This window comes from Kitasatospora sp. NPDC001660, assembly GCF_053596725.1.
Map to the genome: position 1 here is coordinate 48,217 of NZ_JBSFGU010000002.1, position 24,253 is coordinate 72,469.

Genomic DNA, 24,253 nt, shown 5'->3' on the forward strand with positions numbered 1-24,253 from the left:
CGGCAGCGCAAGCCGCACGATGTTTATCGGACATTTAATCAACCCTACGATACTGTCCGCGCGCCCGCGCCAAGCAGGTCGGGCTGAAGACATTGATGACCGAAAGGCGGCCGCCCAATGGCCAACGACCAGAGCGAGACCCCGGCGCCGACGACGCCCGACACCGAGGCGCAGACGTCGGTTCCGGCTGCCGCTGTGGAGGCCGGCAAGGCTGTCGAGGGCGCGGTGGCCGCGTCCTCGAACCCGACCACCTACACCGAGCCCACCGCGGCCGAGAAGGCGGCCCTGGAGAACCAGCTGCTCGGCGACGAGTCCGAGCACGTCGTCGAGCCCGTCAAGCCGGCGACCGGCGAGCCCGGTGAGGTTTACGAGCCGCAGGGTGTCATCTGGAGCCAGCCGTAACCCGCGTCCTGGAACTGTGCCCCCGCTTCCCGCGTTCGGCGGGGCGGGGGCACAGGCGGTTACGGCCGCGCGAATAGGAGTTCGGCTCACTGGCGGTGGCTATTTCGCGTCCACGGCGCACGCAAGGTGACTGTGGAAATCCGTAACGTGCCGGGCGGCGTCGTTGAACCGTTCCGGAATTCCGGGTTCAGTTGGAACTCGCTTCAGTCCGAACTGTTGTAGTTTGCCGTGATTTTGCCGGAATTGGCGGCGCCCGCCGGAGTCTCCGATGGCCGGATCCCGCCGGATCGGAGTCGGGGTCGTCATCGGTTGGGCTCGGGGCCGGGGTGACGTGGGTCGGGTCGGCGGTCCACTCGCAGCCGCCGGGCTCGGGGCGGAGGTAGTGCTCGCCGCCGATGGTGTCCATGTAGATGCCGGTGCGCCCGGTCCTCAGGTCGAGGACGCGGTCGCCCGTGTGTGGCCGGTAGGCGGTGGCGTTGCGCTGACGGGGGTTCACCGCACTCTCCCTTGCTCTGTGGTCGCTGTCCGCGCGTCCGTGGCGACGCTCGGCGACTACCCAGCATCTCTAGAGAAGCTAATATCTCTAGAGATGTCAACGGTCGTATCTGCTTACCGGCGACCGCGGGTGCGCCTACGATTTCCGAGAGGGAGAGGGAGCGGCGATGACCGGCAGCAGTGGCGACAAACAGCCCAAGTACCAACGGATCGCCGACACGCTCAGGGCGGCCATCGACGCCGGTGAGTACCGCGCGGGCGACCGGCTGCCGGGCGAGAACGACCTCATGGACGAGTACGGTGTGGCCCGGATGACCGCCCGCCAGGCCCTCGGGGTGCTGCAGAGCGAGGGCATCGCCGAGGCGCGCCGGGGCGCGGGGGTGTTCGTCCGGGACTTCCGGCCGCTGCGGCGGCACGGGATCCAGCGGCTCGCGCAGGGACAGTGGGGCTCCGGGCGGTCGATATGGTCCGCGGACATCGACGGGCGCACCCTCGTGGTCGACCAGGTGTCGGTCACCGAACAGGGCGCGCCCGAGCACGTGGCCCGCGTCCTCGGCGTCGACCCGGGCGAGCCGATGTGCGTGCGGCACCGCCGTTTCGTCCTGGACGGCAAGCCGGTGCTGCTGTCCACCTCCTACCTCCCGGCGGGCCTGGTCGCCGGCACGGCGATCACCCGTGAGGACACCGGCCCGGGCGGCACCTACGCCCGCCTGGCCGAGATCGGTGCGAAGCCCGTCCACTTCCGCGAGGAGGTGCGCTCGCGCATGCCGAGCGCAGAGGAGGGCGCGCGCCTCGACCTCTCCGCCGGCACCCCGGTCATCCTGATCTGCCGCACCGCCTTCGCCGACGAGGGCCAGGTCGTCGAGCTGAACGAGATGATCCTCGACGCCGCGTCCTACGTCCTGGAGTACGACTTCGACGCGTAGACCGGCCACGGAAAGCCGTCGCAAGGCCCCCCCGAACGCCGCACCGCCCCGGCCGCGCGGAGGCGGCCGGGGCGGTGGGACGGAACCGAGGAGGACTACTCCTTCGAGCGCACGCGCAGGCTGGTGATCAGCGGGCCCTCGGTGGTCTCGCGGAAGAAGTCGTTGCCCTTGTCGTCGACGACGATGAAGGCCGGGAAGTCCTCGACCTCGATGCGCCAGACGGCCTCCATGCCGAGCTCGGCGTACTCCAGGACCTCGACCTTCTTGATGCAGTCCTGGGCGAGCCGGGCCGCCGGGCCGCCGATCGAGCCGAGGTAGAAGCCGCCGTGCGCGGCGCACGCGTCGGTGACCTGCTTGCTCCGGTTGCCCTTGGCGAGCATGACCATCGAGCCGCCGGCCGCCTGGAACTGGTCGACGTAGGAGTCCATCCGGCCGGCCGTGGTGGGGCCGAAGGAGCCGGAGGCGTAGCCCTCGGGGGTCTTGGCCGGGCCCGCGTAGTAGACCGGGTGGTCCTGCAGGTACTTGGGCATGCCCTCGCCGGCGTCCAGGCGCTCCTTGATCTTGGCGTGCGCGATGTCGCGGGCGACGACGAGCGTGCCGGTGAGCGAGAGCCGGGTCTTCACCGGGTACTTGGAGAGCTCGGCGCGGATCGCGGACATCGGCTGGTTGAGGTCGACGCGCACGACGTCGTCGTCCAGGTGCTCGTCGGTGGTGTCCGGCAGGTACTTCGCCGGGTCGGTCTCCAGCTGCTCCAGGAACACGCCCTCGGCGGTGATCTTGCCGAGCGCCTGGCGGTCCGCCGAGCAGGAGACGGCCATGGCGACGGGCAGCGAGGCGCCGTGCCGCGGCAGGCGCACGACGCGCACGTCGTGGCAGAAGTACTTGCCGCCGAACTGGGCGCCGATGCCGATCTTCTGGGTCAGCTCGGTGACCTTGGCCTCCAGCTCCAGGTCGCGGAAGCCGTGGCCGGTCTTCGCGTCGCCGGAGGTCGGCAGGTTGTCCAGGTAGTGCGCAGAGGCGTACTTGGCGGTCTTGAGCGCGAACTCGGCGCTGGTGCCGCCGATCACGATGGCCAGGTGGTACGGCGGGCACGCGGCGGTGCCGAGCGAGCGGATCTTCTGCTCCAGGAACGAGAGCATGCTCGCCTCGTTCAGGATGGCCTTGGTCTCCTGGTAGAGGTACGACTTGTTGGCGGAGCCGCCGCCCTTGGCCATGAACAGGAACTTGTACGCGTCGCCGTCGGTGGCGTACAGCTCGATCTGGGCCGGCAGGTTGTTGCCGGTGTTCTTCTCGTCCCACATGGTCACCGGGGCCATCTGGGAGTAGCGCAGGTTGAGCTTGGTGTACGCGTCGTACACGCCGCGCGCGATGGCGGACTCGTCGGCGCCGGAGGTGAGCACGTTCTGGCCGCGCTTGCCCATGACGATCGCGGTGCCGGTGTCCTGGCACATCGGGAGGATGCCGCCGGCCGAGATGTTGACGTTCTTCAGCAGGTCCAGCGCGACGAAGCGGTCGTTGGGGCTGGCCTCCGGGTCGTCCAGGATGCGGCGCAGCTGGGCGAGGTGCGCGGGGCGCAGGTAGTGCGAGATGTCGTGCATCGCCTCGGCCGTGAGCAGCCGCAGCGCCTCGGGCTCGACCTGGAGGAAGGTGCGACCGCCGGCCTCGAAGGTGGAGACGCCCTCGGAGGTCAGCTTGCGGTACGGGGTCGGGTCAGCGCCCAGGGGGAGCAGGTCGCTGTACTCGAAGTCTGGCGTGGGAGCCATGGGGGCGGTCCTTAGGTTTCCAGTGATCCGGCTGCGTCGGCGAAGCACCATCAAGGGTAGGACCCGGTGGGAGCGCGGACGCGGACAGGGCAGCCTGCGTGACCGGGCTCACTCGGGCGGGAGTGCGAGCGACTAGGCTTGGCCCGTGGACAACTCGCCGCCGCAGGACGATCAGGGGCAGCCGCCCGTGCCGGCGCCCGTGCCGATGACCAAGACCGATCCCGTGCCGATGACCAAGCCCGATCCCGCGCCCGAACGGGCCCCGGCGCCCGTGCGATCGGGCGTGAACGTGAACGCCCCGGTGGCCGAGGCCGACATGCGGGCCTCGGACGCCGACCGCGAGCGGGTGGCCGAACTGCTGCGCGACGCCTACGCCGAGGGCCGGCTGGACGTCGACGAGCACGCCGAGCGCATCGAGGCCGCGTACGCCGCCAAGACCCTGGGCGAGCTCGCGCCGCTCACCCGCGACCTGCCCAGCCACCGCCCGCTCTCCTTCGAGAAGCCGCCGCTGGACGCCCCCGCCCCGCGCCCGGCCGCCCCGGCGCAGCCGCCGGCGCGTCAGGAGGCGCCGCAGATGGTGGCGATCTTCGGCGGCGCGTCCCGCAAGGGCCGCTGGCGGGTCGGCTCGCACCTGAAGGCGGTCGCGGTCTTCGGCGGCGTCGAGATCGACCTGAGCGACGCCGTCTTCGAGTCGCCGGAGGTCGTCATCGACGTGATGGCGCTGTTCGGCGGCGTCGAGGTCCGGGTGCCGGAGAACGTCAGCCTGCACGGCGGCGGCGTCGGCATCTTCGGCGGTTTCGACGTCAAGGAGCAGACGGCGGCGGACCCTTATGCTCCGGTGGTCCGCATCCGGGGCACGGCGATCTTCGGCGGCTGCGACGCCAAGCCGCGCCGGGGCAAGAAGCTCAAGGAGTGGGTGCGCAAGCAACTCGGCGGCGAGTAGGGCCGGTTGACCTGCGGCCGAGCCGCAGACCGATCGGACGGTGCCCGGTCACGGGAGCAACTCCCGGCCGGGCACTCGCTGTTGTGGCGGGTGCACTGGGTAGCCGATTGCGTGCAGTGTGCATGAATCGCGGCCGGGCGGGGTATTTCCTCTCGCACATCGCTTCTTGTACGGCTGCGCACCGGGGGCGGCCCAGCGGCCGGTCCGGGGGTGGAGAGCGGGGGCTCGCAGCCGGGCAGGGGAGCGAGCTTCCCCGTGTCCGAGAGTCTCGTCAGGAGTACGGCCGTGCTGCATCCGATCGAGTCCCGCACCACCACACCCGTCGCCGCCGCGCAGCTGTTGGAGCCCCGTCCCGACGGCCGTCCGCAGCCGCAGGGCTCCCCGGCCGAACCGGGCGTCCAGGGCGTCCAGGGCCTTCAGGGTGTTCAGGGTGTTCAGGGGGACGACAACCCCTGGCACACCGGCGCCGCGTGCCGACGGGACGAGGTGGGGCTGTTCTTCGCGCCGTCCAAGGAACCGACGGCGGCCCGGCTGTCGCGCGAGGACCAGGCGAAGCGGGTGTGCGCCCGCTGCCCGGTGCTGCTGGAGTGCCGCGAGCACGCACTGGCGCAGCCTGAGCCGTACGGCGTCTGGGGCGGGCTGACGGCCGCCGAGCGACGCGTGGTGCTGGCGCGTCGCCGCCGCCGGGAGTCGGAGCTGCGCGAGGCGGCCCGGGTGTCGACGGCCCGGCGGCGGATAGCGGGCTGACGACTGGCCGTCCGGCGACGCGCCGGACGCATCGCGGCCCCGGCGGAGGGGGATTGCGCCGGGGCCGCGTCGCGCTGAACTCCAGGGAGCGGAGCCTTAGTTGGCGCGGTCGAAGTCGATCGCGCTGTAGGCCCGCAGCTTCGACAGCTTGTGGGTGGAGTGGATCTCGCGGATGGTGCCGCTCTTGGAGCGCATCACCAGCGAGCTGGTGGTGGCGGTCTCCTGGCGGTAGTGCACGCCGCGCAGCAACTCGCCGTCGGTGATGCCGGTCGCGACGAAGAACACGTTCTCGCCGCTGACCAGGTCGTCGGTGGTGAGCACCCGGTCGAGGTCGTGCCCGGCGTCGAGGGCCTTCTGCCGCTCGGCGTCGTCCTTGGGCCACAGCCGGCCCTGGATCACGCCGCCCATGCACTTCATCGCGCAGGCCGCGATGATGCCCTCGGGGGTGCCGCCGACGCCCATGAGCAGGTCGACGCCGGTGCCCTCGCGGGCGGCCATGATGGCGCCGGCCACGTCGCCGTCGGAGATGAACTTGATCCGGGCGCCCGCCTCGCGGATCTGCCGGACCAGGCCGTCGTGCCGCGGGCGGTCGAGGACGACGACCGTGACGTCCTCGACGGCGCTGCCCTTGGCCTTGGCGACCCGGCGGATGTTGACGGCCGGCGGGGCGGTGATGTCGACGAAGTCGGCGGCCTCCGGGCCGGCGACCAGCTTGTCCATGTAGAACACGGCGCTGGGGTCGAACATGGTGCCGCGGTCCGCGACGGCCAGCACCGCGACGGCGTTGTTCATGCCCTTGGCGGTGAGTGTGGTGCCGTCGACCGGGTCGACCGCGACGTCGCACTCGGCGCCGGTGCCGTCGCCGACCCGCTCGCCGTTGTAGAGCATCGGCGCCTCGTCCTTCTCGCCCTCGCCGATGACGACCACGCCGTTCATCGAGACGGTCGAGACGAGGGTGCGCATCGCCTTGACGGCTGCGCCGTCCGCGCCGTTCTTGTCGCCGCGGCCGACCCACCGGCCGGCGGCCATCGCCGCCGCCTCGGTGACCCGGACGAGCTCGAGCGCGAGGTTCCGGTCGGGAGCCTCGGGCGCGACCTCCAGGGCGCTGGGAAGGTGGTGCGGGTACTGCGTGGTCATCGTCGTTACCTCTCTGTACGCGACGGCCAGTGAGCGCCCGACTACTGCCTGGTCGAACGCCGTGGTGAGGGTCCTGCGATCGTATCTGCCCAAGAGATGACTGTCTGTGGCGCGGGTCGCCACGCCCGGCCCCGACCCGTCCCGGAAACCACTGGTTCGTCCGGCTTCACCCGTACGTGGGCACCCCGGGTGACCGGCCCGGTGTGGGAATGAGTCACCATGTGGGGGTGGCAGGAGAGAGCAAGGGCATGAGGGGCCGGCAGACCGTGCGGGACATGGTCCTGTCGATGCTGGCGGTCGGCGGCGTGGTGTGGATCGGGTACCTGTTCCTCCCGCACGACGCGGACAGCGTGCCCCAGCGCAGTGTCGAGTACCGGGTGGAGGCGGCCACGGCGAAGCGCGCCGCGCCGTACAGGCTGCTCGCCCCGGAGGGGCTGTCCGACAAGTGGCGCGCCACGTCGGTCAGCTACCGGCCGGCCGCGCAGAGCGACGGCAAGGGCAACGCCTGGCACCTGGGCTTCGTCACGCCGTCCGGCCAGTACGCCGCGGTCGAGCAGAGCGACGTCCCGCGCGACTCGCTGCTCTCCGACAAGGTCGAGGACGGCAAGCCGGACGGCACCTCGGACGTGGCCGGCCGCACGTGGGACCGCGTGCAGGGCGACAAGGCCCGCGCGCTGACCTCGCAGGACGGCGGCGGCACGACCCTCCTCACCGGCACCGCCTCCTACGAGGAGCTCGCCGAGCTGGCGCAGGCGCTCAAGTAGTCCCGCGGTACTCCCGAGCCCCGAACGCACGCGGAAGGGCCCGCACCGGACGATCCGGTGCGGGCCCTTCCGCATGGCTGGGTGCCTCAGACGGTGGTGACGACCTCGTCGTACGCCAGGCGCGGCGAACGCGGGAACCAGGCGTCCTCGCCCGGCTTGCCGATGTTCACCACGGCCAGCACCGAGTGCTCGCCGTCGCCGAAGAACTCCTTGTTGATGCCCTCGGCGTCGAAGCCGGTCATCGGGCCGGCGGCCAGGCCGGCGGCGCGGACGCCGATGATGAAGTAGCCGGCCTGCAGGGCGCCGTTCAGGCGGGCGGACTGCTCGCGGGCCGGGCGCTCCGAGAAGAACATGTCCTTGGCCTGCGGGAAGTGCGGGAACTGGGTCGGCAGCTCCTCGTGGAACTCGTTGTCCACGGCCAGGATGGCGACCAGCGGGGCGGCGGCGGTCTTGCCCTTGTTGCCGTCCGACAGGTGCTTGACCAGGCGCTCGCGGCCCTCGGTCGAGCGGACCAGGACGACGCGCAGCGGCTGCTGGTTGAACGCGGTCGGGCCGTACTTGACCAGGTCGTAGATGGCCTGGACCTGCTCCTCGGAGACCGGCTCGTCGGTGAAGGTGTTCGCGGTGCGCGCCTCGCGGAACAGCAGGTCCTGAGCGGCGGCGTCGAGTACCAGGGCGTCGGTGGTCATGCTTCTGCACCTCATGCGGGAGGGGGTTCGTCGGTGTGGCCGACCTCGGTCGGTCACTGCTCCCAACATAGATGAAGTTTCAACTATTCCCAAGTGGTATGTGTCGCACATCACTTCGGGAGTGGCGTGCGTGCCGCCGGGCGCCGGTCACTCGCCGCCCGCAGCGCCCTCCTCGGCGGCCAGTGCGGCGTCCAGCCGGGCGCGGGCGCCGTCCAGCCAGCGCTGGCAGACCTTCGCCAGCTGCTCGCCGCGTTCCCAGAGCGCCAGCGACTCCTCCAGCGACGTGCCGCCGTTCTCCAGCTGCCGGACCACCTCCAGCAGCGCGTCCCGCGCGTGCTCGTAACCGAGCGCGTCGTCCGCGTTCTGCGGGGCCTCGCCGGGCTGCTCCTGCTTCTGCTCCTGCTGCTCTGCCATGCGAGCCACACTAGGGGCTGACGCCGACAGAACGGCCGTGCCGGGTGGAAATCGGGTGCACACGACCTGCACGCCGGCGGCGGCGAGGCGCTCGACGGCAGCCTCGGCTTCGGTGAGCACGCGACGGCGCTCTCCCGCCGGTGCTCGTACTAGCCGGCGGCGGAGCCGGACCCCTCGGCGTCCACCGTGACGCCGAACCCGCCGCCCGCGACCCGGGCGTGCAGCGCCTCCCCGGACGCGACCTGCGCCGGATCCGTCACCACCGTGCCGTCCGCCCGCTGGAGCACCGCGTAGCCGCGCTCCAGGGTGGCCGCCGGGGAGAGCGCGACCACCCGGGCCAGCGTGTGCCCGAGGTCGCTCTGCGCGTGGTCCAGCCGCTGCCGCAGGGTGCGCCGGGCCCGCTCCAGCAGCCCGGCCACCTCCTGGCCGCGCCCGTCCAGCATCCGGTGCGGCGCGGCCAGCACCGGGCGGCTGCGCACGCCGTCCAGCCCGTGCTGCTCGCGCTCGACCCGCCCGTGGACGTACCGCCGGGCCCGGTCCCGCAGGTGGAGCACCTTCGCCAGCTCCTCGCCGACGTCCGGGACCACCTGTTTGGCGGCATCGGTCGGGGTGGAGGCGCGCAGGTCGGCGACGAAGTCCAGCAGCGGCTGGTCCGGCTCGTGCCCGATCGCGCTGACCACCGGCGTCCGGGCCGCCGCGACCAGCCGCACCAGCCCCTCGTCCGAGAACGGCAGCAGGTCCTCGACGCTGCCACCGCCCCGGGCCACGATGATCACGTCCACCTCGGGGTGCTCGTCCAGCTCCCGGACGGCCGCGCTGACCCGCTCCACCGCGCTGACGCCCTGCACCGGCACGTTCCGCACCTCGAAGCGGACGGCCGGCCAGCGCCGCCGGGCGTTCTCCAGGACGTCGCGCTCGGCCGCCGAGCCGCGCCCGGTGACCAGCCCGACGCACTGCGGCAGGAACGGCAGCGGCTTCTTCCGCTCGACGGCGAACAGGCCCTCCCCGGCGAGCCGCCGTTTCAGCTGCTCCAGCCGGGCCAGCAGCTCGCCGAGCCCGACCGGCCGGATCTCCGAGGCCCGCATCGACAGCTGCCCGCGCGCCGCGTACCACTCCGGCTTGGCGTGCACGACGACCCGCGCGCCCTCCTGCACGACGTCCGCGACCTGGTCGAACACCGACCGGAAGCACGTCACCGTGAGCGACACGTCCGCCTGCGGGTCGCGCAGGGTCAGGAACACCACGCCCGCCCCGGGCCGTCGGCTGAGCTGGGTGATCTGCCCCTCCACCCACACCGCGCCGAGCCGGTCGATCCAGCCGCCGATCAGCGCGGAGACCTTGCCGACCGGGAGCGGGGCTTCGGGGGAGCTGGTGTTGGCCATGCGTACGAGGCTAGCGGCGCCCGCCGACACCGGGACCCGGCGTGCCGACGGAACGCTCCTCCCGTCGGCGCGGCTCCCCGCCGCCCGTACGATGGAGCCATGTCCAACACCGCGCAGCGCCGTGTCCTGCTCGCCGCTCCCCGGGGCTACTGCGCGGGTGTCGACCGCGCCGTGATCGCCGTGGAGAAGGCCCTGGAGCAGTACGGGGCCCCCATCTACGTCCGCAAGCAGATCGTCCACAACAAGTACGTGGTGCAGACCCTGGAGAAGAAGGGCGCGATCTTCGTCGACGAGACGGAGGAGGTGCCCGAGGGCTCGATCGTCGTCTTCTCCGCGCACGGCGTCGCCCCGTCCGTCCACGACGAGGCCGAGGCCGGCAAGCTCGCCACCATCGACGCCACCTGCCCCCTGGTCACCAAGGTGCACAAGGAGGCCGTCCGCTTCGCCGACGAGGACTTCGACATCCTGCTGGTGGGCCACGAGGGCCACGAGGAGGTCATCGGCACGATGGGCGAGGCCCCGGACCGGATCCACCTGGTGGACGGCGCCGAGGACGTGGCCAACGTGCAGGTCCGCGACGAGTCCAAGGTCGTCTGGCTGTCCCAGACCACCCTTTCGGTGGACGAGACCATGGCCACCGTCGGCGAGCTGAAGAAGCGCTTCCCGCTCCTGGTCAGCCCGCCCAGCGACGACATCTGCTACGCGACCCAGAACCGCCAGGTCGCCGTCAAGCAGCTGGCCCCCGAGACCGACCTGCTGATCGTCGTCGGCTCCAAGAACTCCTCCAACTCGGTCCGCCTGGTCGAGGTCGGCCTGGAGTACGGCGCCAAGGCCGCCCACCTGGTGGACTTCGCCGAGGAGATCCGGGAGGAGTGGCTGGAGGGCGTCGGCACCGTCGGCCTCACCAGCGGCGCCTCGGTGCCGGAGATCCTGGTCGAGGGCGTGCTCGAATGGCTGGCCGCGCGCGGTTACGAGACGGTCGAGACCGTCAAGACCGCCGAGGAGCACCTGACCTTCTCGCTGCCCAAGGAGCTGCGCCGCGACCTGCGCGCCGAGGCCGCCGGCAAGCTGTAACGCCGTGCCCGCAAGGCCCGGTGCCCCGCGCGGGGCACCGGGCCTTCTGCTGTGCGCGGCCGCGCGGCCTCTCGTAGTTTTGTGCACAGGCTGTGGACAGCGGTTCGCGGCATCCGGTGGAGGGCGGTCGCGATGACGGCGGTATTCGGTGTGGACATCGGCGGTTCGGGCATCAAGGGCGCCCCGGTCGACCTAGGCCGCGGCGTGCCGGCCGAGGAGCGCCACAAGGTGCTCACCCCGCAGCCGTCCGCCCCCGAGGCCGTGGTCGCCGCCGTGCGGGAGGTGGTCCGGCACTTCGGCCACGAGGGCCCGGTCGGGCTGACCTTCCCGGGCGTGGTGGTCGGCGGCCGGACGAGAACCGCGGCCAACATGGACAAGGGCTGGATCGGCCTGGACGCCGAGGGCCTGTTCCGCGAGGCGCTGGACCTGCCGGCGACCGTCCTCAACGACGCCGACGCGGCGGGCCTCGCCGAGACCGCGCACGGCGCCGGCCGCGAGCAGTCCGGCGTGGCCCTGGTGCTCACCTTCGGCACCGGCATCGGCAGCGCGCTCTTCGTGGACGGCGCGCTGGTGCCCAACACCGAGCTGGGCCACCTGGAGCTGCGCGGCAAGGACGCCGAGCGCCGGGCCTCCTCGGCGGCGAAGGAGCGGCACGAGCTGAGCTGGGAGCAGTGGGCCGGGCGGGTCGACGAGTACCTGGACCTGGTGGAGATGCTGTTCTCGCCGCAGCTGATCGTGATCGGCGGCGGGGTGAGCCGCAAGCACGAGAAGTTCCTGCCGCTGCTGCGCGAGCGCGAGGCCCGGGTCGTCCCCGCGGAGCTGCGCAACGACGCGGGCATCGTCGGGGCCGCCATGGCCGCGGCCCGCGCGGCGCGGTGACGGCCCCTCGCTACCGCGACCGCTGGATCCGGCGCTGGGCCACGAACCGGGCGAGGACGATCAGCGCGGCCAGCCCGGTGCCGGAGAAGAGCCAGCCGGCCCGCAGCGCCAGCCCGGTCGCCAGGGCCACCACCTGGGCGGTGACGCCCGGCGAGTTCACCGGCGCGAGCAGCAGCAGCGCGAGCGCGAAGGCGATCGGGCCGCTGATCGGCGCGGCCAGCAGGTCGACGTAGCGCACCCGGACGGCCAGCTGGAAGCAGACCATCAGGTAGCCGAGGCCGAACAGCCAGCCGAGGCCGTCGAACAGCAGCCGGTCGACCCCGGCCACCGCGAGGGTCGCCAGCACGCCGACCACGCCGGTGCCGACGGCGGTCAGCCGGGTCGGCCGCCCGGTGCGGCGGCGCCCGTAGAGCCGGGCGTCGCCGCGGCCGCGCAGCGGCAGGCGCAGCCGGAGCTTCGGGGTGGCGGGGCGGGCGTTGTCGGGCGGCCCGGCCACGGGGCGCGGCCGGGAGGCGGCGGGGGCCGCGGCGGCCCCGGGGGGCCGCCCGGGCCCCGGGACCGCGGCTGCGGCCCTGACGTTCGGCGGACGGCGTCTGGGCCCTGGCGGCTGGGTACGGATGCTCTGCTCCACCCACCCAACGTACGGTCCGATCATCGCCACACTGTGTAATGGACCGTTCAGGCCTTGCTCCGTGTCTGCGGACGGAGTACTGATGTGATCGTCGCTCAGGTCGGCCGACCTGTCCGGCCGGCGCCGCTCGGCGATGCGGCGCACCGTCAACCGACCTGCTCAACGGGGACCGCCATGACCGCCGGCTTCACCTTCGAACGGCTCCACCACGTCCAGCTCGACATCCCGGCCGGCGCCGAGGGCGAGTGCCGGGCCTTCTGGGCCGGCGTCCTCGGGATGACGGAGGTGGAGAAGCCGCCGGTGCTCGCCGCCCGCGGCGGCTGCTGGTTCCGCGGCGGCGGGCTGGAGGTCCACCTCGGCGTCACGCCGGACTTCCGTCCGTCGCTGAAGGGCCACCCGGGCATCCAGGTGAGCGCGCTGGACGCGCTGGCCGAGCGGCTGGCCGCGCACGGCCACGAGGTCGTCTGGGACGACGACCTGCCCGGTCACCGCCGCTTCCACTCCAGCGACCGGCTGGGCAACCGGCTGGAGTTCCTGGAGCCCCTGCCGGTGGCGACCGAGGCGTGAGGCGCTGCACGTAGACTTGGGGGTCGGCCCGTACGGTGCCGACCCAACTCCTCCAAGCCCACGGGACTGCGCTTCATGTCGCTCACGATCGGAATCGTCGGCCTGCCGAACGTCGGCAAGTCGACCCTGTTCAACGCCCTGACCAAGAACGACGTGCTGGCGGCCAACTACCCGTTCGCCACCATCGAGCCGAACGTCGGCGTCGTCGGCGTCCCGGACGCGCGGCTGGCCAAGCTCGCCGAGATCTTCGGCTCCCAGCGCATCCTCCCGGCCACCGTCGACTTCGTCGACATCGCCGGCATCGTGCGCGGCGCCTCCGAGGGCGAGGGCCTGGGCAACAAGTTCCTCGCCAACATCCGCGAGTCGGACGCGATCTGCCAGGTCGTGCGTGCCTTCACCGACCCGGACGTGGTGCACGTGGACGGCAAGGTGTCGCCCAAGGACGACATCGAGACCATCCACACCGAGCTGATCCTGGCCGACCTGCAGACCATCGAGAAGGTCCTCCCGCGGCTCCAGAAGGAGGCGCGTCTGAAGAAGGACACCGCCCCCGTGCTGGCCGCCGCCGAGGCCGCGCAGGCGGTCCTGGAGACCGGCAAGACCCTCTTCGAGGCCGGCTTCGACACCGCCCCGATCCGCGACCTGCACCTGCTGACCGCCAAGCCCTTCCTCTACGTCTTCAACGTGGACGAGGCCGAGCTGGCCGACGAGGACTTCAAGAACGCCCAGCGCGAGCTGGTCGCCCCGGCCGAGGCGATCTTCCTGAACGCCAAGATCGAGTCCGAGCTGATCGAGCTCGACGACGTCGAGGCGCTCGAACTCCTCCAGTCGATGGGCCAGGAGGAGCCGGGCCTCGCCACCCTCGCCCGGGTCGGCTTCGACACCCTCGGCCTGCAGACCTACCTCACGGCCGGCCCCAAGGAGACCCGCGCCTGGACCATCAAGAAGGGCGCCACCGCCCCCGAGGCGGCCGGTGTGATCCACACCGACTTCCAGAAGGGCTTCATCAAGGCCGAGGTCATCTCCTTCGACGACCTGGTCGAGACCGGCTCCATCGCCGAAGCCCGCTCCAAGGGCAAGGCCCGCATCGAGGGCAAGGAGTACGTCATGCACGACGGCGACGTCGTGGAGTTCCGCTTCAACGTCTGACGGCCGCTCGACGCATCGGACCGCCCGGCCCCGTGGTTGCACGGGGCCGGGCGGTCCGGCGTTTCCGGGGGCGGACGGACGGCGGCGGTGAGGATCGGGGCTCGGTGGGTCACCCGTGTCCGAGCAGGTGCGCGTTGACCGCCCGGGCCTGCGCCGCCAGCTGCGGCAGCTCGACCACTTCGACCCCGGCCGCCTCCAGCAGCGCCGTGCCCTGGCAGTCGGTGACGAACAGGTCCGGCTCCCGCCAGGCCACCACCACCCGCGGCACGCCCGCCGCGATGATCAGCCGGGCGCACGGCACCGGGCGCGAGGCGCGCTGCCCGCACGGCTCCAGCGAGCTGTAGACCGTCGCGCCGCGCAGCCGCGGGTCGCCGGCCGGGAGCTTGCCGAGCGCGGCCTCCTCGGCGTGGTCGTGCGCGTCCGCCTCGCGGCTGAAGCCCTCGGCGAGCACCTCGCCGTCCGCACCGACGATCACCGCGCCGACGGAGAAGGCCGTCTCGGACGGCGGGCACCGGCGGGAGAGTTCGACGGCCCGGCGCAGGTGGTCGAGGTCGGTGGTCACGGGGCTGGCTCCTTCGGGGCGTACCTGAGCAGGACGACATCGCCCACGGTACGTGCCTCCAGCAGGCGCATCCGCCGCGCCGGACCGCCGGGGAAGGCCGCCGGGTGGACGAACCGCGGCGCCCGTGCCTGGCCGACCAGCAGTGGTGCGACGGCCAGCTGGAGCTCGTCCGCCAGGCCCTGCGCGAGGAACTGGGTGTGCACGCTGCCGCCGCCCTCGACCATCAGGCGTCGCACGCCGCGTGCGCCCAGGTCGTCCAGCACCGCGCCGAGGTCCACCGCGCCGCCGAGTGCGACCACCTCGGCCAGCCCGTCCAGTGCCGGGCGCAGCGCCGCCGCGCCGGCGTCCGTCGTGTATGCGAGCTTGTCGCCGCCGGTGTGCCAGAACCGCAGCGCCGGGTCGAGCGTGCCGCTCGCGCTGAGCGTCGCCTTCAGCGGGTACGCGGGGCGGCCGGTCGCGACCCGGGCGGCCCGGCGGGCGGGGTCGTTGACCAGCAGGCGCGGGTTGTCGGCGCGCAGGGTGTTGCCGCCGACCAGGATCGCGTCGGCGGCGGCGCGCTCCGCGTCGACCCGGTCGAAGTCGGCGGCGTTGGAGAGCAGCAGGCGCTCGGGGGAGGCGTCGTCGAGGTGGCCGTCGAGCGACACGGCGGCGCTCAGCAGGACGAAGGGGCGCGGGCCGGGCATGGGGCGGGACCGTTCTGTCGGGGGCGCCTCCACGGTACGGCGGGCGGTGGGGGAGGCACTGTCGAGTGATCGGGATATGAGACGAAGCTTCTCGTCATGCGGGATCAGGGGTAGCGTCGCAGGACGCCGACCACGATCGAGGGGGATCCGATGACCGGACAGTCCGCCGTCTACACGCACGGCCACCAGGAAACCGTGCTGCGCTCGCACCGCTCGCGGAGCGCCGCCGACTCCGCCGCCTACCTGCTGCCCGAACTGCGGCCCGGGCAGGCCCTGTTGGACGTCGGTTGCGGGCCCGGCACGATCACCGCCGACCTGGCCGAACTGGTCGGCCCGGGCGGGCGGGTGGTGGCCGTGGACACCTCCGCGGAGGTGTTGGAGCAGGCGGCCGAGTACGCGGCCGGGCGGGGGCTGTCCAACGTCGTCTTCGAGGTCGCGGACGTCCACCAACTGGATCACCGCGACGGGGAGTTCGATGTGGTGCACGCCCACCAGGTGCTCCAGCACGTGGCCGATCCGGTGGCCGCGTTGCGCGAGATGCGCCGGGTGGTGGCGCCGGGCGGCGTGGTCGCGGCCCGGGACGTCGACTACGCGTCGATGACCTGGTACCCCGAAGCGCCCGCGCTGGACGGCTGGTCGGCGCTCTACCGGCGGACCGCGCGGGCCAACGGCGGCGAGCCGGACGCCGGGCGGCGGCTGCTGTCCTGGGCCCGCGCGGCCGGCTTCGCCGAGGTCGCGGCCACCGCCACCACCTGGACCTTCGCGACGCCCGAGCGGTGCGCGTGGTGGGGCGGCATGTGGGCGGACCGGACGGTCGACTCGGCGCTCGCCCGCACGGCGGTGGCCGAGGGCTTCGCGGACCGGGAGGAACTGGAGCGGATCGCGGCCGGCTGGCGGGAGTGGAGCACCGCCGGGGACGCGTGGTTCTCGATGCTGCACGGCGAGATCCTGGCCCGCGGCTGAGGGGCGGGAACAAACGGCGGGCGGACGTTCGAAAAGATCGGGTAAAGTCGCGCGACCGTTCGTTCGCGGGCCCGTTGCGATCCGCGCCGTGTGCCGAACACCGCCGAACGCCGCCGACGCAGAACTGACGCCCGCACCGCCGGGCCGGGGGAGCCCACGTGTCCAAGCCCGATCCCGACGCGCCCGTCCCCGGGCCGGAGAACCCCGCGCCCGCGGACCCGGCGGACCGGGTCGACCTCCACAAGAAGGACGTCCCGCCGGCGGCGCCCGCGGACGCGCCGCCCGTCGAGGCACCCGCCGACGCCCCGCAGCCCGCCGACCCGTGGGCCGCCCCGGCCGGCGCCCCGGCCTTGGCACCGCCCCAGCCCCCGCCGCCGTCCGGCGGGACCGCCGGGGGCTGGGCGTCGGTGCCGCCCGGCGCGTACTCCGGCTTCCAGCCCGGTTACGACTACACCCGGTACCCCCCGTACCCCAGGCAGATCAACGGCTTCGCCATCGGCGCGCTCGTGACCGGCCTCACCTGCTTCTGGCCGGTCGCCCTCGTGCTGTCGGTCGTCGCGCTGGTCCAGATCAGGAAGCGCGGCGAGCGCGGCCTGGGCATGGCCGTGACGGGCCTGGTGTTCGGCGTGCTCGGCATCCTGCTCACCGCTCTCGCCGGCTTCGGCGCGCTGGTGGCCGGGGACGGGCCGGACCGCGCCGGCGGCTCCGGCCGGCCGCCCAAGGCCCCGGCCGGCTCCGTCCGCTGGTCCGCCCTCAAGTCCGGGGACTGCTACAACTCCCCGGACGGGGGCAGCCGGACCGACCCGGACGGCGGCGACGAGACCGTGTACTGGGTCCGCAAGGTGCCCTGCTCAGCCCCGCACCACGGCGAGGTGGCCGGTACCTCCCCGATCCCGTCGAGCACCGGCCAGCCCTACCCGGGCGAGTCGACGATCCGCGGGCGCGCCGCCGAACTCTGCCACCCGGTGCTCGACAACTACGCCCTCGACCAGTGGGCGATCCCGGACGGCATGGACGAGATCTACCTCTACCCGACCAGCGGCAACTGGAAGTCCGGCGAACGGTACGTCACCTGCGCCTTCGAGGACCGCGACGCCGAGCACGTGGGCACCGTCCGCACCGACCGCGGCAGCCTGAACTCCGCCCAGCTCACCTACCTGGAGGCCGTCCGCGGCTTCAACTCGGCCTACGCGAACCGGCCCAAGGGCGACGTCGAGACCGCCGGCCCCGAGTACGTGACCTGGGCCAAGCAGATGGCCGCCGCCTCCCGCACCGAGGCCGAGCAGCTGTCCCGCACGACGGCGCCCTGGTCGGACGGCGCCAAGCCGAAGATCGCGGCGCTCGTCGCGGCCCAGCGGGACGCGGCCGCCGCCTGGGACTCCGCCGCGCGGACGGCCGACCCCACCGCGCTCGCGGGGGAGGTCCGGCGGGCCGAGCAGGCGACGGCCAGGACCACCCCGCTGAGCGTCGACGTCCGCCGCGAGCTGGGCCTGTCCACCGGCGAGCAGGTGCCCGACCTCCGGGTCTGACGCGCCGTCTTACCCGGAGTTAACCGGGCCCGTACCTGCCGGTAGCGATCCGCGCGTACGGTTCCGGGCAGGTATCCCCGGCCCGACCCCCACGCAGGCCGGGGATACGCTCCCGCCATGGGCACCTTTCGGGTGATGCGGCAGGACGACAACGGCAACCGCTTCGTCGTCGCACGCGGCCTCGCGAAGTCCGAGGCCGAGCACCTCGCGGCCGAGTTCGAGGCCCGCGGGCACAAGCAGCTGTACTGGGTCGAGGCCGAGGACGCATAGGCTCGGGCCCATGAACGTCGAGGAGCAGGCCGCCGTCCGGATCGTGGTCGGCGGTGCGATCGTCCACGAGCGGCGGGTGCTGGCCGCGCGCCGCAGCGCCCCCGCCGCGGTGGCCGGGCGCTGGGAGTTCCCGGGCGGCAAGGCCGAGCCCGGCGAGAGCGAGGCCGACGCGCTGGAGCGCGAGCTGCTGGAGGAACTCGGCGTCCGGGCCAGGGCGCTGCGGCGGCTGCCCGGCGCGTGGGCCGTCCGGCCGGGCCTGGAGCTGCGCTTCTGGGCCGCCGAACTGCTCTCCGGCGACCCCCGCCCGCTGGAGGACCACGACGAACTGCGCTGGCTCGGCCCGGACGAGCTGGACTCCGTCGACTGGATCGACCACGACCGGGACGTCCTGCCGTACGTCGCCGGGCTCCTGCGGGCCTGAGCGCCGTACGGCCCGACGCGCAAGACGCCAGATAGGTCAATCGGACAAGACGACCCGGGAGCCGGGATAGCCTGGGTTCTGCTGGGTGTGTCACTTTTCGGCACATTTCGTCACCATCGGTGAGCCGTCCCGGCCGGTGCCGCCGATCCCGACCAGAGCCGGAGGCCCCGTCGGTGTCGAATACCGGGAACGGCGGCGGGGGAGCACGGCGGACAGGCACCGCGGGGAGCGCCGCCGCCCGCGCCCGGCTGCGCCGCGGCGCCCGCCCGGCCGCTCCGCAGCCGTCCGCCGTCCGCCGCCGCGGCACCGGGCCGGCCGCCGTCACCGAGGCCGCTCCCGGCGGCGCCGAAGCCGGCACCCCGCGGCCCGCGCCGACCCTCGCCGTCCCCGGCCCCGGCACCCGGGCCGGCCTGCGCAGCCGCCCCGGCCGGCCGTTCCCCGGCGGGCTCTTCGAGCCGACGCGCGGTGCCGGCACCCCGGCCGAGGGCAGCCTGCTCGACATGCTCAAGGTCGCCATCGCGATCCTCGACACCGCCGGCCGCGTGGTGCTCTGGAGCCCCGCCGCCGAGGAACTGCTCGGCTGGCCGAACGAGCTGCTGGTCGGCCGCCGGATCGACGAGCTGATCCCGGACCACCAGCAGGTCACCCGGATCCAGGCCGCCATCCAGGACACCCTGCGCAACGGCCGCTGGGCCGGGCCCGCCGAACTGCGCGACCGGGACGGCGTGCCGCTCGCCGTGGACGCCCGGATCTCGCTGCTGGTGGACGGCGACGGCACCCCGTTCCTCCAGGTCAACCTGGCCGAGGCGGCGGCCGTCCGGGCCGTCGAGCGGGACCTCGCGGTGCGCGACGCGCTGTTCGAGCAGTCACCGCTCGGCATCGCCGTCCTCGACACCGACCTGCGCTACACCGCCGTCAACCGGACCCTCGCCGAGATGAACGGCATCGCCACCGAGGACCACGTCGGCCGCACCACCGGTGAGACCCTGCCCGAGCGGGCCGCCGACGAGATCACCGCCATCCAGCGCCAGGTGCTGGCCACCGGCGAGCCCGTCATCGACGTCACCCTCGCCTCCCCGGTCACCGCCCGCTCCGGCTACCGCTCGATCTCCTACAGCCGGATGACCGACCGCTCCGGCCGGGTGCTCGGCATCTCCGGCACCGTGATGGACGTCACCGAGCGCTACCGGGCCGTCGCCAAGGTCGAGCACGCCCGGCGCCGGCTCTCCCTGCTCAACGAGTTCGGCTCCCGGGTCGGCGACCTCCTCGACGCCTCCCGGATCGCCCAGGAGCTCGCGAGCTCCGTCGTCCCCCGGCTCACCGACCACTCCGCGGTGATCCTGCTCCAGGCCGTCGCCCACGGCGACGACCTGCCCCGGCACGGCCACGACCGGCGCACCTCGCTGCTCCAGCTCGGCACCGCCTCCGTCCAGGACGGCCCCGAGGTCGACGTGATGCTCCGCCGCGGCGCCCGGATCACCTTCGCCGAGGACTCCGCCTGCGGCCGGGTGCTGCGCACCGGCGTCCCCGAACTGCTCTCCGGCGCCGACCAGCTGAACGACGTCACCTACCCGGGCGACCCGAAGATGCAGGCCGCCCACGACCTCGGCGTGCACTCGATGCTCGTCGTCCCGCTGCGCGCCCGCGGCATCGTGATCGGCCTGCTGCTGGTCAGCCGGGCCGGCTACCGGGAGGGCTTCGACCGGGACGACCTCGCCTTCACCGTCGAACTCGCCGACCGGGCCGGCAGCTCGCTCGACAACGCCCGCCTCTACGCCCGCGAGCGCACCGCCGCGCTGACCCTCCAGCGCACCCTGCTCCCGCAGCAGGTCCCGCAGCCCACCGGCGTCGAGGTCGCCTACCGTTACGTGCCCGGCTCCAGCGGCACCGAGGTCGGCGGCGACTGGTTCGACGTCATCCCGCTGCCCGGCGACCGCACCGCGCTGGTCGTCGGCGACGTCATGGGCCACGGCCTGCGCGCCGCCGCCACCATGGGCCGGCTGCGCACCGCCGTCCGGGTGCTCGCCGCCCTCGACCTGCCGCCGGACGTGCTGCTGCGGCACGTCCACGAGCTCGCCGACGACCTCGCCCAGGGCCCGGACGAGGCGCTGCTCGCCACCTGCGTCTACGCCGTGTTCGACCCCGGCACGGCCCGGCTGACCGTCGCAAAGGCCGGGCACATCCCCCCGGTGCTCGTGGTGCCCGGCCAGGAGACCGGGGAGCCGACCCGCACCGGCAGCCCGCTGCCCGGCGGCGCCGGCCGGATCCTCGACCTGCCCTCCGGCGCCCCGCTCGGCGTCGGCGGCGTCCCGTTCGAGGCGGTCGAACTGAAGATCCCCGAGGGCAGCCTGCTCGCGCTGTGCACCGACGGCCTGGTCGAGTCCCGGGACAAGGACCTGGACGTCGGCCTCGGCCGGCTGGTCACCGTGCTCCAGGAGCCGTACGCCTCGATCCAGGCCGCCTGCGAGGCGGTGCTCGACACCATGGAGCAGGGGCGCGAGCCGGACGACGTCGCGCTGCTGCTCGCCCGGCTCGGCCACGGCCAGGCCGGCATCCCGACGGCCGGCTGGACGCTGCCCGCCGAGCCCACCGCCGTCTCCCGGGCCCGTCGGCTGGTGCGCTCCACGCTCGCCGAGTGGAGCGTCGAGGAGCTGACCGACACCGCCGAACTGCTGGTCAGTGAGCTCGTCACGAACGCCGTCCGGTACGCCAGCGCCCCGATCGGGGTCCGGCTGACGCTCGGTGAGACGCTGCTCGTCGAGGTCTCCGACCCGCTGCCGGACCCGCCCCGCGAGCGGCACGCGGCCGAGGCGGACGAGGGCGGGCGGGGCCTGGAGCTGGTCCGTCGGCTCGCGCTGCGCTGGGGCGCCAGGGCCGAGGGGATCGGCAAGGTCGTCTGGTTCGAGCAGGCGCTCCCGGGTAATGAGCCCGACGGGCCGTGAGCCGAGTCGCGGGCCTGTCACCGACGGCACTGCCCGCCAGCGGGACGCGAGTAGAACGGGGCCGCATATGCCACCTGGAGGCCGGGGGGAGCGCGCACTCCGGAAGGGGGCGCGGGCGTGGCATTGTGGTTGCGCGGGCGGTAGGACAAAAACCTTCGCCCGATCTGATGTTGTGATGTTGAGGGCGTGTGAACGTACCCCTCGATGATGAATACTCGGTCTTCTCGACATCCGGACGGTCGCGGGTTGGAGGGGTCGGTCCGTTGAACAGCACCCCGGCGCGGAACGCGCCGAGCAGCAGCAGTCATGCCGCTGTACCCGGGCAGGCCGGTTCACCGCACCTGCCCGCCCCGGCGGCCCGCCCGGCCGCCGCGGCCGAGGGCCGGCGCCACGCCGCCCACGCCGGCACCCACGCGGGCGCCGGCTCGGTCTACGACTACATCCGGGTCGCCACCTTCGCGATCGGACCCGACGGGCGGATCAGCCAGTGGAGCGAGCGCGCCGCCGAGTTCTTCGGCGTCCCCGCCGCCGACGCGGTCGGCGCCGACCCGATCACCACCTTCGTCCCCCGCGAACTCTGGCAGCGCGGCCGCGCCCGGCTGGAGCGCACCCTCGGTGGCGAGGAGTGGGTCGGCACCACCCCCTACCTCGACGCCGCCGGCGGCGAGGGCCTCGCCGAGCTGTACCTGATGCCCGACAGCCCCCCGCCCGCCGCGGGCGCCACCTGTCTCGCCGTCGACCTCGGCCGGCTGCGCCGCGTCGAGACCGATCTCGCCGCCTCCGAGGCGGTTTTCGGCCAGACCCCGACCGGCTTCATCCTGTTCGACGGCCGGCTGCGCCTCCAGCGCGTCAACGACGCCTTCGCCTCCGGCATGGGCCTGACCCCCGCCGACCTCGAGGGCCTCACCCCGCACGACCTCTTCCCGCCCTCCGAGGCCGACCGGCTCAGCGCCGCCCTGCGCAAGGTCCTCGCCACCGGCGAGCCCGTCTTCGACCTGCGCTTCCACGGCGTCGTCCCCACCCGCGAGGGCAACCGGCTCTGGGCCGTCTCGCTCTACCGCCTCAACGGCGCCGCCGGGCAGCCCATCGGCGTCGCCGGGCAGGTCTCCGACGTCACCAGCCGGCACGTCGCCGAGCGCGAGGCCGACGGCGTCCGCCGCAACCTCGCCCTGCTCAACGAGGCCAGTGCGCACATCGGCTCCACCCTCGACCTGGAGACCACCGCCAAGGAACTGCTCGACGTCGTCGTCCCGCCGTTCTGCGACCTCGCGACCGTCGACCTCTACACCGCGCTGCTCTCCGGCGAGAGCGTCCCGAGCACCGGCCGGCTCGGCGACACCGTCCTCACCGACGGCAGCGGCGAACTGCGCCGGGTCGCCGTCTCCAGCGTCGTCGGCGGCGCCTCCTCGGTGCTCGGCTCCGTCACCGGCCTGCCCATCGCCGAGGCCGGCGGCACGCTCTGCTACCCGCGCCGCTCCCCGCACGCCCGGGCCCTGCGCACCGGCCGCAGCGTCGTCCCCGAGCCCGGTCCCGACCCGCTGCTGCGCTCCACCCTGATCGTCCCGCTGGTCGCCCGCGACCAGGTGCTCGGGCTCGTCCAGCTCTCCCGCGCCATCGGCAGCGAGCCCTTCGACGCCCGCGACGTCGCCATCGCCGAGGAGCTCGTCGCCCGCGCCGCCGTCTGCATCGACAACGCCCGGCTCTACCGCCGCGAGCACGAGCGCGCCCTGATCCTCCAGCGCAGCCTCCTGCCGCCCGGCAACCCCGCCGCCAGCGGCCTGGAGATCGCCTGCCGCTACCTGCCCAGCAACAACAACACCGAGGTCGGCGGCGACTGGTTCGACGTCATCCCGCTGCCCGGCAACCGCACCGCGCTCGTGATCGGCGACGTCATGGGCCGCGGCCTGCGTGCCGCCGTCGCCATGGGCCAGCTGCGCACCGCCGTGCGCACCCTCGCGATGCTCGACCTCGACCCCGCCGAGGTGCTCGGCGCCCTCGACGAGATCGCCCGCGGCCTCGGCGACGACTCCGTGCCGGCCGGCCCGGCCAGCCCGTACGGGCGGCTCACCTCGACGGCCGACGAGGAGGCCCGCGAGGTCTACCTGGCCACCTGCGTCTACGCCGTCTTCGACGCCGTCACCCGGCGTTGTGTGTTCGCCAACGCCGGCCACCTGCCGCCCGTCCTGCTCGGCCCCGGCGAGCCCGCCCGGATGCTCGACGTGCCGCCCGGCCTGCCGCTCGGCGTCGGCGGCGAGCCCTTCGAGGAGGTCGAGCTGACGCTCCCCGACGGCGCCGTCCTCGGCCTCTACACCGACGGCCTCGTGGAGAGCCGCAAGCACCAGCTGGACGAGGGCCTGCGCGCCTTCCGCACCGCCCTCTCGGTCGAGGGCAAGGGGCTCGAAGAGCTGTGCGACCACGTCCTCGGCGAGCTCAACCCGCACCACGGCGAGGACGACATCGCCCTCCTGATGGCCAAGGTGCACGCCTTCCCCGAGGACTGCGTCGGCAACTGGTTCCTGCCGCCCGAGCCCACCTCCGTCGCCAAGGCCCGCGAACTCGCGTGCAGCTGGCTGCTCGCGCGCGGCATGGACGAGCTCGTCGACACCACCGAGCTGCTGGTCAGCGAACTGGTCACCAACGCGCTCAAGCACGGGCGCGGCGAGATCCGGCTGCGGCTGCTGCGCGATCGCGGCATGGTCTGCGAGGTGTGGGACGACGGCTACGCCCAGCCCCGGCAACGGCGCGCGCAGGAGACCGACGAGGGCGGGCGCGGCCTGCAGCTCGTCAGCCTGCTCGCCGAGCGCTGGGGCAGCCGGCGGACGCCCAAGGGCAAGATCGTCTGGTTCGAGCTGGCGCTCTGACGCGCCCGGGGGATCGGCCGTCCGGGTGCAGTCGCCCGGCGGTCCGCCGTGTCGGCGCGG

The 24,253-nt window shown here is 73.4% G+C and carries 21 protein-coding genes and 1 pseudogene; 15 read left to right on the plus strand and 7 right to left on the minus strand.

The genetic code is table 11. From position 1 onward, the window contains the following. Window positions 1-117: 117 nt before the first annotated feature. On the plus strand, window positions 118-402 hold the full coding sequence (locus tag ACWCXH_RS02205) for a hypothetical protein (protein WP_449799409.1): 285 nt from the start codon (window positions 118-120) through the stop codon (window positions 400-402). 662 nt (window positions 403-1,064) lie between these two features. Then, window positions 1,065-1,823 (plus strand): GntR family transcriptional regulator, encoded by a 759-nt coding sequence (locus ACWCXH_RS02210; protein ID WP_449799410.1) that lies wholly within the window; start codon window positions 1,065-1,067, stop codon window positions 1,821-1,823. A gap of 95 nt (window positions 1,824-1,918) precedes the next feature. Here the strand turns inward: ACWCXH_RS02210 and ACWCXH_RS02215 are convergent, their stop codons facing one another. Next, window positions 1,919-3,586, minus strand: a complete 1,668-nt coding sequence (locus ACWCXH_RS02215) for a fumarate hydratase (protein ID WP_449799411.1) — start codon at window positions 3,584-3,586, stop codon at window positions 1,919-1,921. 145 nt (window positions 3,587-3,731) lie between these two features. Here ACWCXH_RS02215 and ACWCXH_RS02220 point away from each other — a divergent pair, with 145 nt between their 5' ends. Together ACWCXH_RS02220 and ACWCXH_RS02225 are read left to right on the plus strand one after the other, a co-directional pair. Continuing rightward, the gene (locus ACWCXH_RS02220) at window positions 3,732-4,529 is read left to right on the plus strand and encodes a DUF1707 domain-containing protein (RefSeq protein ID WP_449799412.1); all 798 of its coding nucleotides are present in this window, start codon (window positions 3,732-3,734) and stop codon (window positions 4,527-4,529) included. Between the two features lie 285 nt (window positions 4,530-4,814). Continuing rightward, on the plus strand, window positions 4,815-5,276 hold the full coding sequence (locus ACWCXH_RS02225; RefSeq protein ID WP_449799413.1) for a WhiB family transcriptional regulator: 462 nt from the start codon (window positions 4,815-4,817) through the stop codon (window positions 5,274-5,276). 96 nt (window positions 5,277-5,372) lie between these two features. Here ACWCXH_RS02225 and glpX read toward each other — a convergent pair whose 3' ends face one another. Continuing rightward, window positions 5,373-6,413 carry a class II fructose-bisphosphatase gene (gene glpX, locus ACWCXH_RS02230; RefSeq protein WP_218204510.1) on the minus strand — a complete coding sequence of 347 codons (1,041 nt, stop codon included), beginning with the start codon at window positions 6,411-6,413 and terminating at the stop codon, window positions 5,373-5,375. 227 nt (window positions 6,414-6,640) lie between these two features. Between glpX and ACWCXH_RS02235 the strand changes: the two genes are divergently transcribed. Continuing rightward, window positions 6,641-7,177: a DUF4245 domain-containing protein gene (locus ACWCXH_RS02235; RefSeq protein WP_449799414.1), complete on the plus strand. Its 537-nt coding sequence runs from the start codon at window positions 6,641-6,643 to the stop codon at window positions 7,175-7,177. A gap of 86 nt (window positions 7,178-7,263) precedes the next feature. Here ACWCXH_RS02235 and ACWCXH_RS02240 read toward each other — a convergent pair whose 3' ends face one another. The 3 genes from ACWCXH_RS02240 to xseA all read right to left on the minus strand — a co-directional run bounded on the left by ACWCXH_RS02240 (window position 7,264) and on the right by xseA (window position 9,662). Then, a complete protein-coding gene (locus ACWCXH_RS02240) occupies window positions 7,264-7,866 on the minus strand; it encodes a malonic semialdehyde reductase (protein ID WP_449799415.1) in 603 nt (200 codons plus the stop codon). A 147-nt stretch (window positions 7,867-8,013) separates the two neighbouring features. Continuing rightward, complete coding sequence (locus tag ACWCXH_RS02245) at window positions 8,014-8,280, minus strand: exodeoxyribonuclease VII small subunit (protein ID WP_449799416.1); 267 nt, start codon at window positions 8,278-8,280, stop codon at window positions 8,014-8,016. Window positions 8,281-8,429: 149 nt separating this feature from the next. Next, window positions 8,430-9,662 (minus strand): exodeoxyribonuclease VII large subunit, encoded by a 1,233-nt coding sequence (xseA, locus tag ACWCXH_RS02250; RefSeq protein ID WP_449799417.1) that lies wholly within the window; start codon window positions 9,660-9,662, stop codon window positions 8,430-8,432. A 99-nt stretch (window positions 9,663-9,761) separates the two neighbouring features. On the opposite strand from xseA, the gene ACWCXH_RS02255 reads away from it, so the two are divergent. Together ACWCXH_RS02255 and ppgK are read left to right on the plus strand one after the other, a co-directional pair. Next, window positions 9,762-10,736 carry a 4-hydroxy-3-methylbut-2-enyl diphosphate reductase gene (locus ACWCXH_RS02255; protein ID WP_449799418.1) on the plus strand — a complete coding sequence of 325 codons (975 nt, stop codon included), beginning with the start codon at window positions 9,762-9,764 and terminating at the stop codon, window positions 10,734-10,736. A 132-nt stretch (window positions 10,737-10,868) separates the two neighbouring features. Beyond that, complete coding sequence (ppgK, locus tag ACWCXH_RS02260) at window positions 10,869-11,615, plus strand: polyphosphate--glucose phosphotransferase (RefSeq protein ID WP_449799419.1); 747 nt, start codon at window positions 10,869-10,871, stop codon at window positions 11,613-11,615. Between the two features lie 10 nt (window positions 11,616-11,625). On the opposite strand, the gene ACWCXH_RS02265 is transcribed toward ppgK, so the two are convergent. Then, window positions 11,626-12,111 carry a DUF6542 domain-containing protein gene (locus ACWCXH_RS02265; RefSeq protein ID WP_449799420.1) on the minus strand — a complete coding sequence of 162 codons (486 nt, stop codon included), beginning with the start codon at window positions 12,109-12,111 and terminating at the stop codon, window positions 11,626-11,628. Between the two features lie 309 nt (window positions 12,112-12,420). On the opposite strand from ACWCXH_RS02265, the gene ACWCXH_RS02270 reads away from it, so the two are divergent. Together ACWCXH_RS02270 and ychF are read left to right on the plus strand one after the other, a co-directional pair. Continuing rightward, complete coding sequence (locus tag ACWCXH_RS02270) at window positions 12,421-12,813, plus strand: glyoxalase (RefSeq protein WP_449799421.1); 393 nt, start codon at window positions 12,421-12,423, stop codon at window positions 12,811-12,813. Window positions 12,814-12,888: 75 nt separating this feature from the next. Next, on the plus strand, window positions 12,889-13,962 hold the full coding sequence (gene ychF / locus ACWCXH_RS02275; protein WP_449799422.1) for a redox-regulated ATPase YchF: 1,074 nt from the start codon (window positions 12,889-12,891) through the stop codon (window positions 13,960-13,962). A gap of 109 nt (window positions 13,963-14,071) precedes the next feature. Here the strand turns inward: ychF and ACWCXH_RS02280 are convergent. After that, window positions 14,072-15,207, minus strand: a pseudogene (locus tag ACWCXH_RS02280) (dihydrofolate reductase family protein). Between the two features lie 150 nt (window positions 15,208-15,357). Between ACWCXH_RS02280 and ACWCXH_RS02285 the strand changes: the two are divergent. The 6 genes from ACWCXH_RS02285 to ACWCXH_RS02310 all read left to right on the plus strand — a co-directional run bounded on the left by ACWCXH_RS02285 (window position 15,358) and on the right by ACWCXH_RS02310 (window position 24,193). Continuing rightward, window positions 15,358-16,170 (plus strand): methyltransferase domain-containing protein, encoded by an 813-nt coding sequence (locus ACWCXH_RS02285; protein ID WP_449799423.1) that lies wholly within the window; start codon window positions 15,358-15,360, stop codon window positions 16,168-16,170. A 158-nt stretch (window positions 16,171-16,328) separates the two neighbouring features. Further along, window positions 16,329-17,699 (plus strand): DUF4190 domain-containing protein, encoded by a 1,371-nt coding sequence (locus ACWCXH_RS02290; protein WP_449799424.1) that lies wholly within the window; start codon window positions 16,329-16,331, stop codon window positions 17,697-17,699. Between the two features lie 117 nt (window positions 17,700-17,816). Further along, complete coding sequence (locus ACWCXH_RS02295; RefSeq protein ID WP_449799425.1) at window positions 17,817-17,969, plus strand: hypothetical protein; 153 nt, start codon at window positions 17,817-17,819, stop codon at window positions 17,967-17,969. 10 nt (window positions 17,970-17,979) lie between these two features. Next, window positions 17,980-18,390, plus strand: coding sequence for an NUDIX domain-containing protein (locus ACWCXH_RS02300; protein ID WP_449799426.1), 411 nt, complete (start codon window positions 17,980-17,982; stop codon window positions 18,388-18,390). A gap of 173 nt (window positions 18,391-18,563) precedes the next feature. Then, window positions 18,564-21,332 (plus strand): SpoIIE family protein phosphatase, encoded by a 2,769-nt coding sequence (locus ACWCXH_RS02305; RefSeq protein WP_449799427.1) that lies wholly within the window; start codon window positions 18,564-18,566, stop codon window positions 21,330-21,332. 263 nt (window positions 21,333-21,595) lie between these two features. Then, window positions 21,596-24,193: a SpoIIE family protein phosphatase gene (locus ACWCXH_RS02310; RefSeq protein ID WP_449799428.1), complete on the plus strand. Its 2,598-nt coding sequence runs from the start codon at window positions 21,596-21,598 to the stop codon at window positions 24,191-24,193. Window positions 24,194-24,253: the final 60 nt, after the last annotated feature.

What these genes read in the sequence shown, in the direction of transcription:
- ACWCXH_RS02300 (WP_449799426.1), top strand. Translation starts at nt 17,980, where the DNA reads ATGAACGTCGAGGAGCAGGCCGCCGTCCGGATCGTGGTCGGCGGTGCG.
- ACWCXH_RS02245 (WP_449799416.1), bottom strand. Translation starts at nt 8,280, where the DNA reads ATGGCAGAGCAGCAGGAGCAGAAGCAGGAGCAGCCCGGCGAGGCCCCG.
- ACWCXH_RS02205 (WP_449799409.1), top strand. Translation starts at nt 118, where the DNA reads ATGGCCAACGACCAGAGCGAGACCCCGGCGCCGACGACGCCCGACACC.
- ACWCXH_RS02270 (WP_449799421.1), top strand. Translation starts at nt 12,421, where the DNA reads ATGACCGCCGGCTTCACCTTCGAACGGCTCCACCACGTCCAGCTCGAC.
- ychF (WP_449799422.1), top strand. Translation starts at nt 12,889, where the DNA reads ATGTCGCTCACGATCGGAATCGTCGGCCTGCCGAACGTCGGCAAGTCG.
- ACWCXH_RS02215 (WP_449799411.1), bottom strand. Translation starts at nt 3,586, where the DNA reads ATGGCTCCCACGCCAGACTTCGAGTACAGCGACCTGCTCCCCCTGGGC.
- xseA (WP_449799417.1), bottom strand. Translation starts at nt 9,662, where the DNA reads ATGGCCAACACCAGCTCCCCCGAAGCCCCGCTCCCGGTCGGCAAGGTC.
- glpX (WP_218204510.1), bottom strand. Translation starts at nt 6,413, where the DNA reads ATGACCACGCAGTACCCGCACCACCTTCCCAGCGCCCTGGAGGTCGCG.
- ACWCXH_RS02240 (WP_449799415.1), bottom strand. Translation starts at nt 7,866, where the DNA reads ATGACCACCGACGCCCTGGTACTCGACGCCGCCGCTCAGGACCTGCTG.
- ACWCXH_RS02210 (WP_449799410.1), top strand. Translation starts at nt 1,065, where the DNA reads ATGACCGGCAGCAGTGGCGACAAACAGCCCAAGTACCAACGGATCGCC.
- ppgK (WP_449799419.1), top strand. Translation starts at nt 10,869, where the DNA reads ATGACGGCGGTATTCGGTGTGGACATCGGCGGTTCGGGCATCAAGGGC.
- ACWCXH_RS02255 (WP_449799418.1), top strand. Translation starts at nt 9,762, where the DNA reads ATGTCCAACACCGCGCAGCGCCGTGTCCTGCTCGCCGCTCCCCGGGGC.
- ACWCXH_RS02285 (WP_449799423.1), top strand. Translation starts at nt 15,358, where the DNA reads ATGACCGGACAGTCCGCCGTCTACACGCACGGCCACCAGGAAACCGTG.
- ACWCXH_RS02295 (WP_449799425.1), top strand. Translation starts at nt 17,817, where the DNA reads ATGGGCACCTTTCGGGTGATGCGGCAGGACGACAACGGCAACCGCTTC.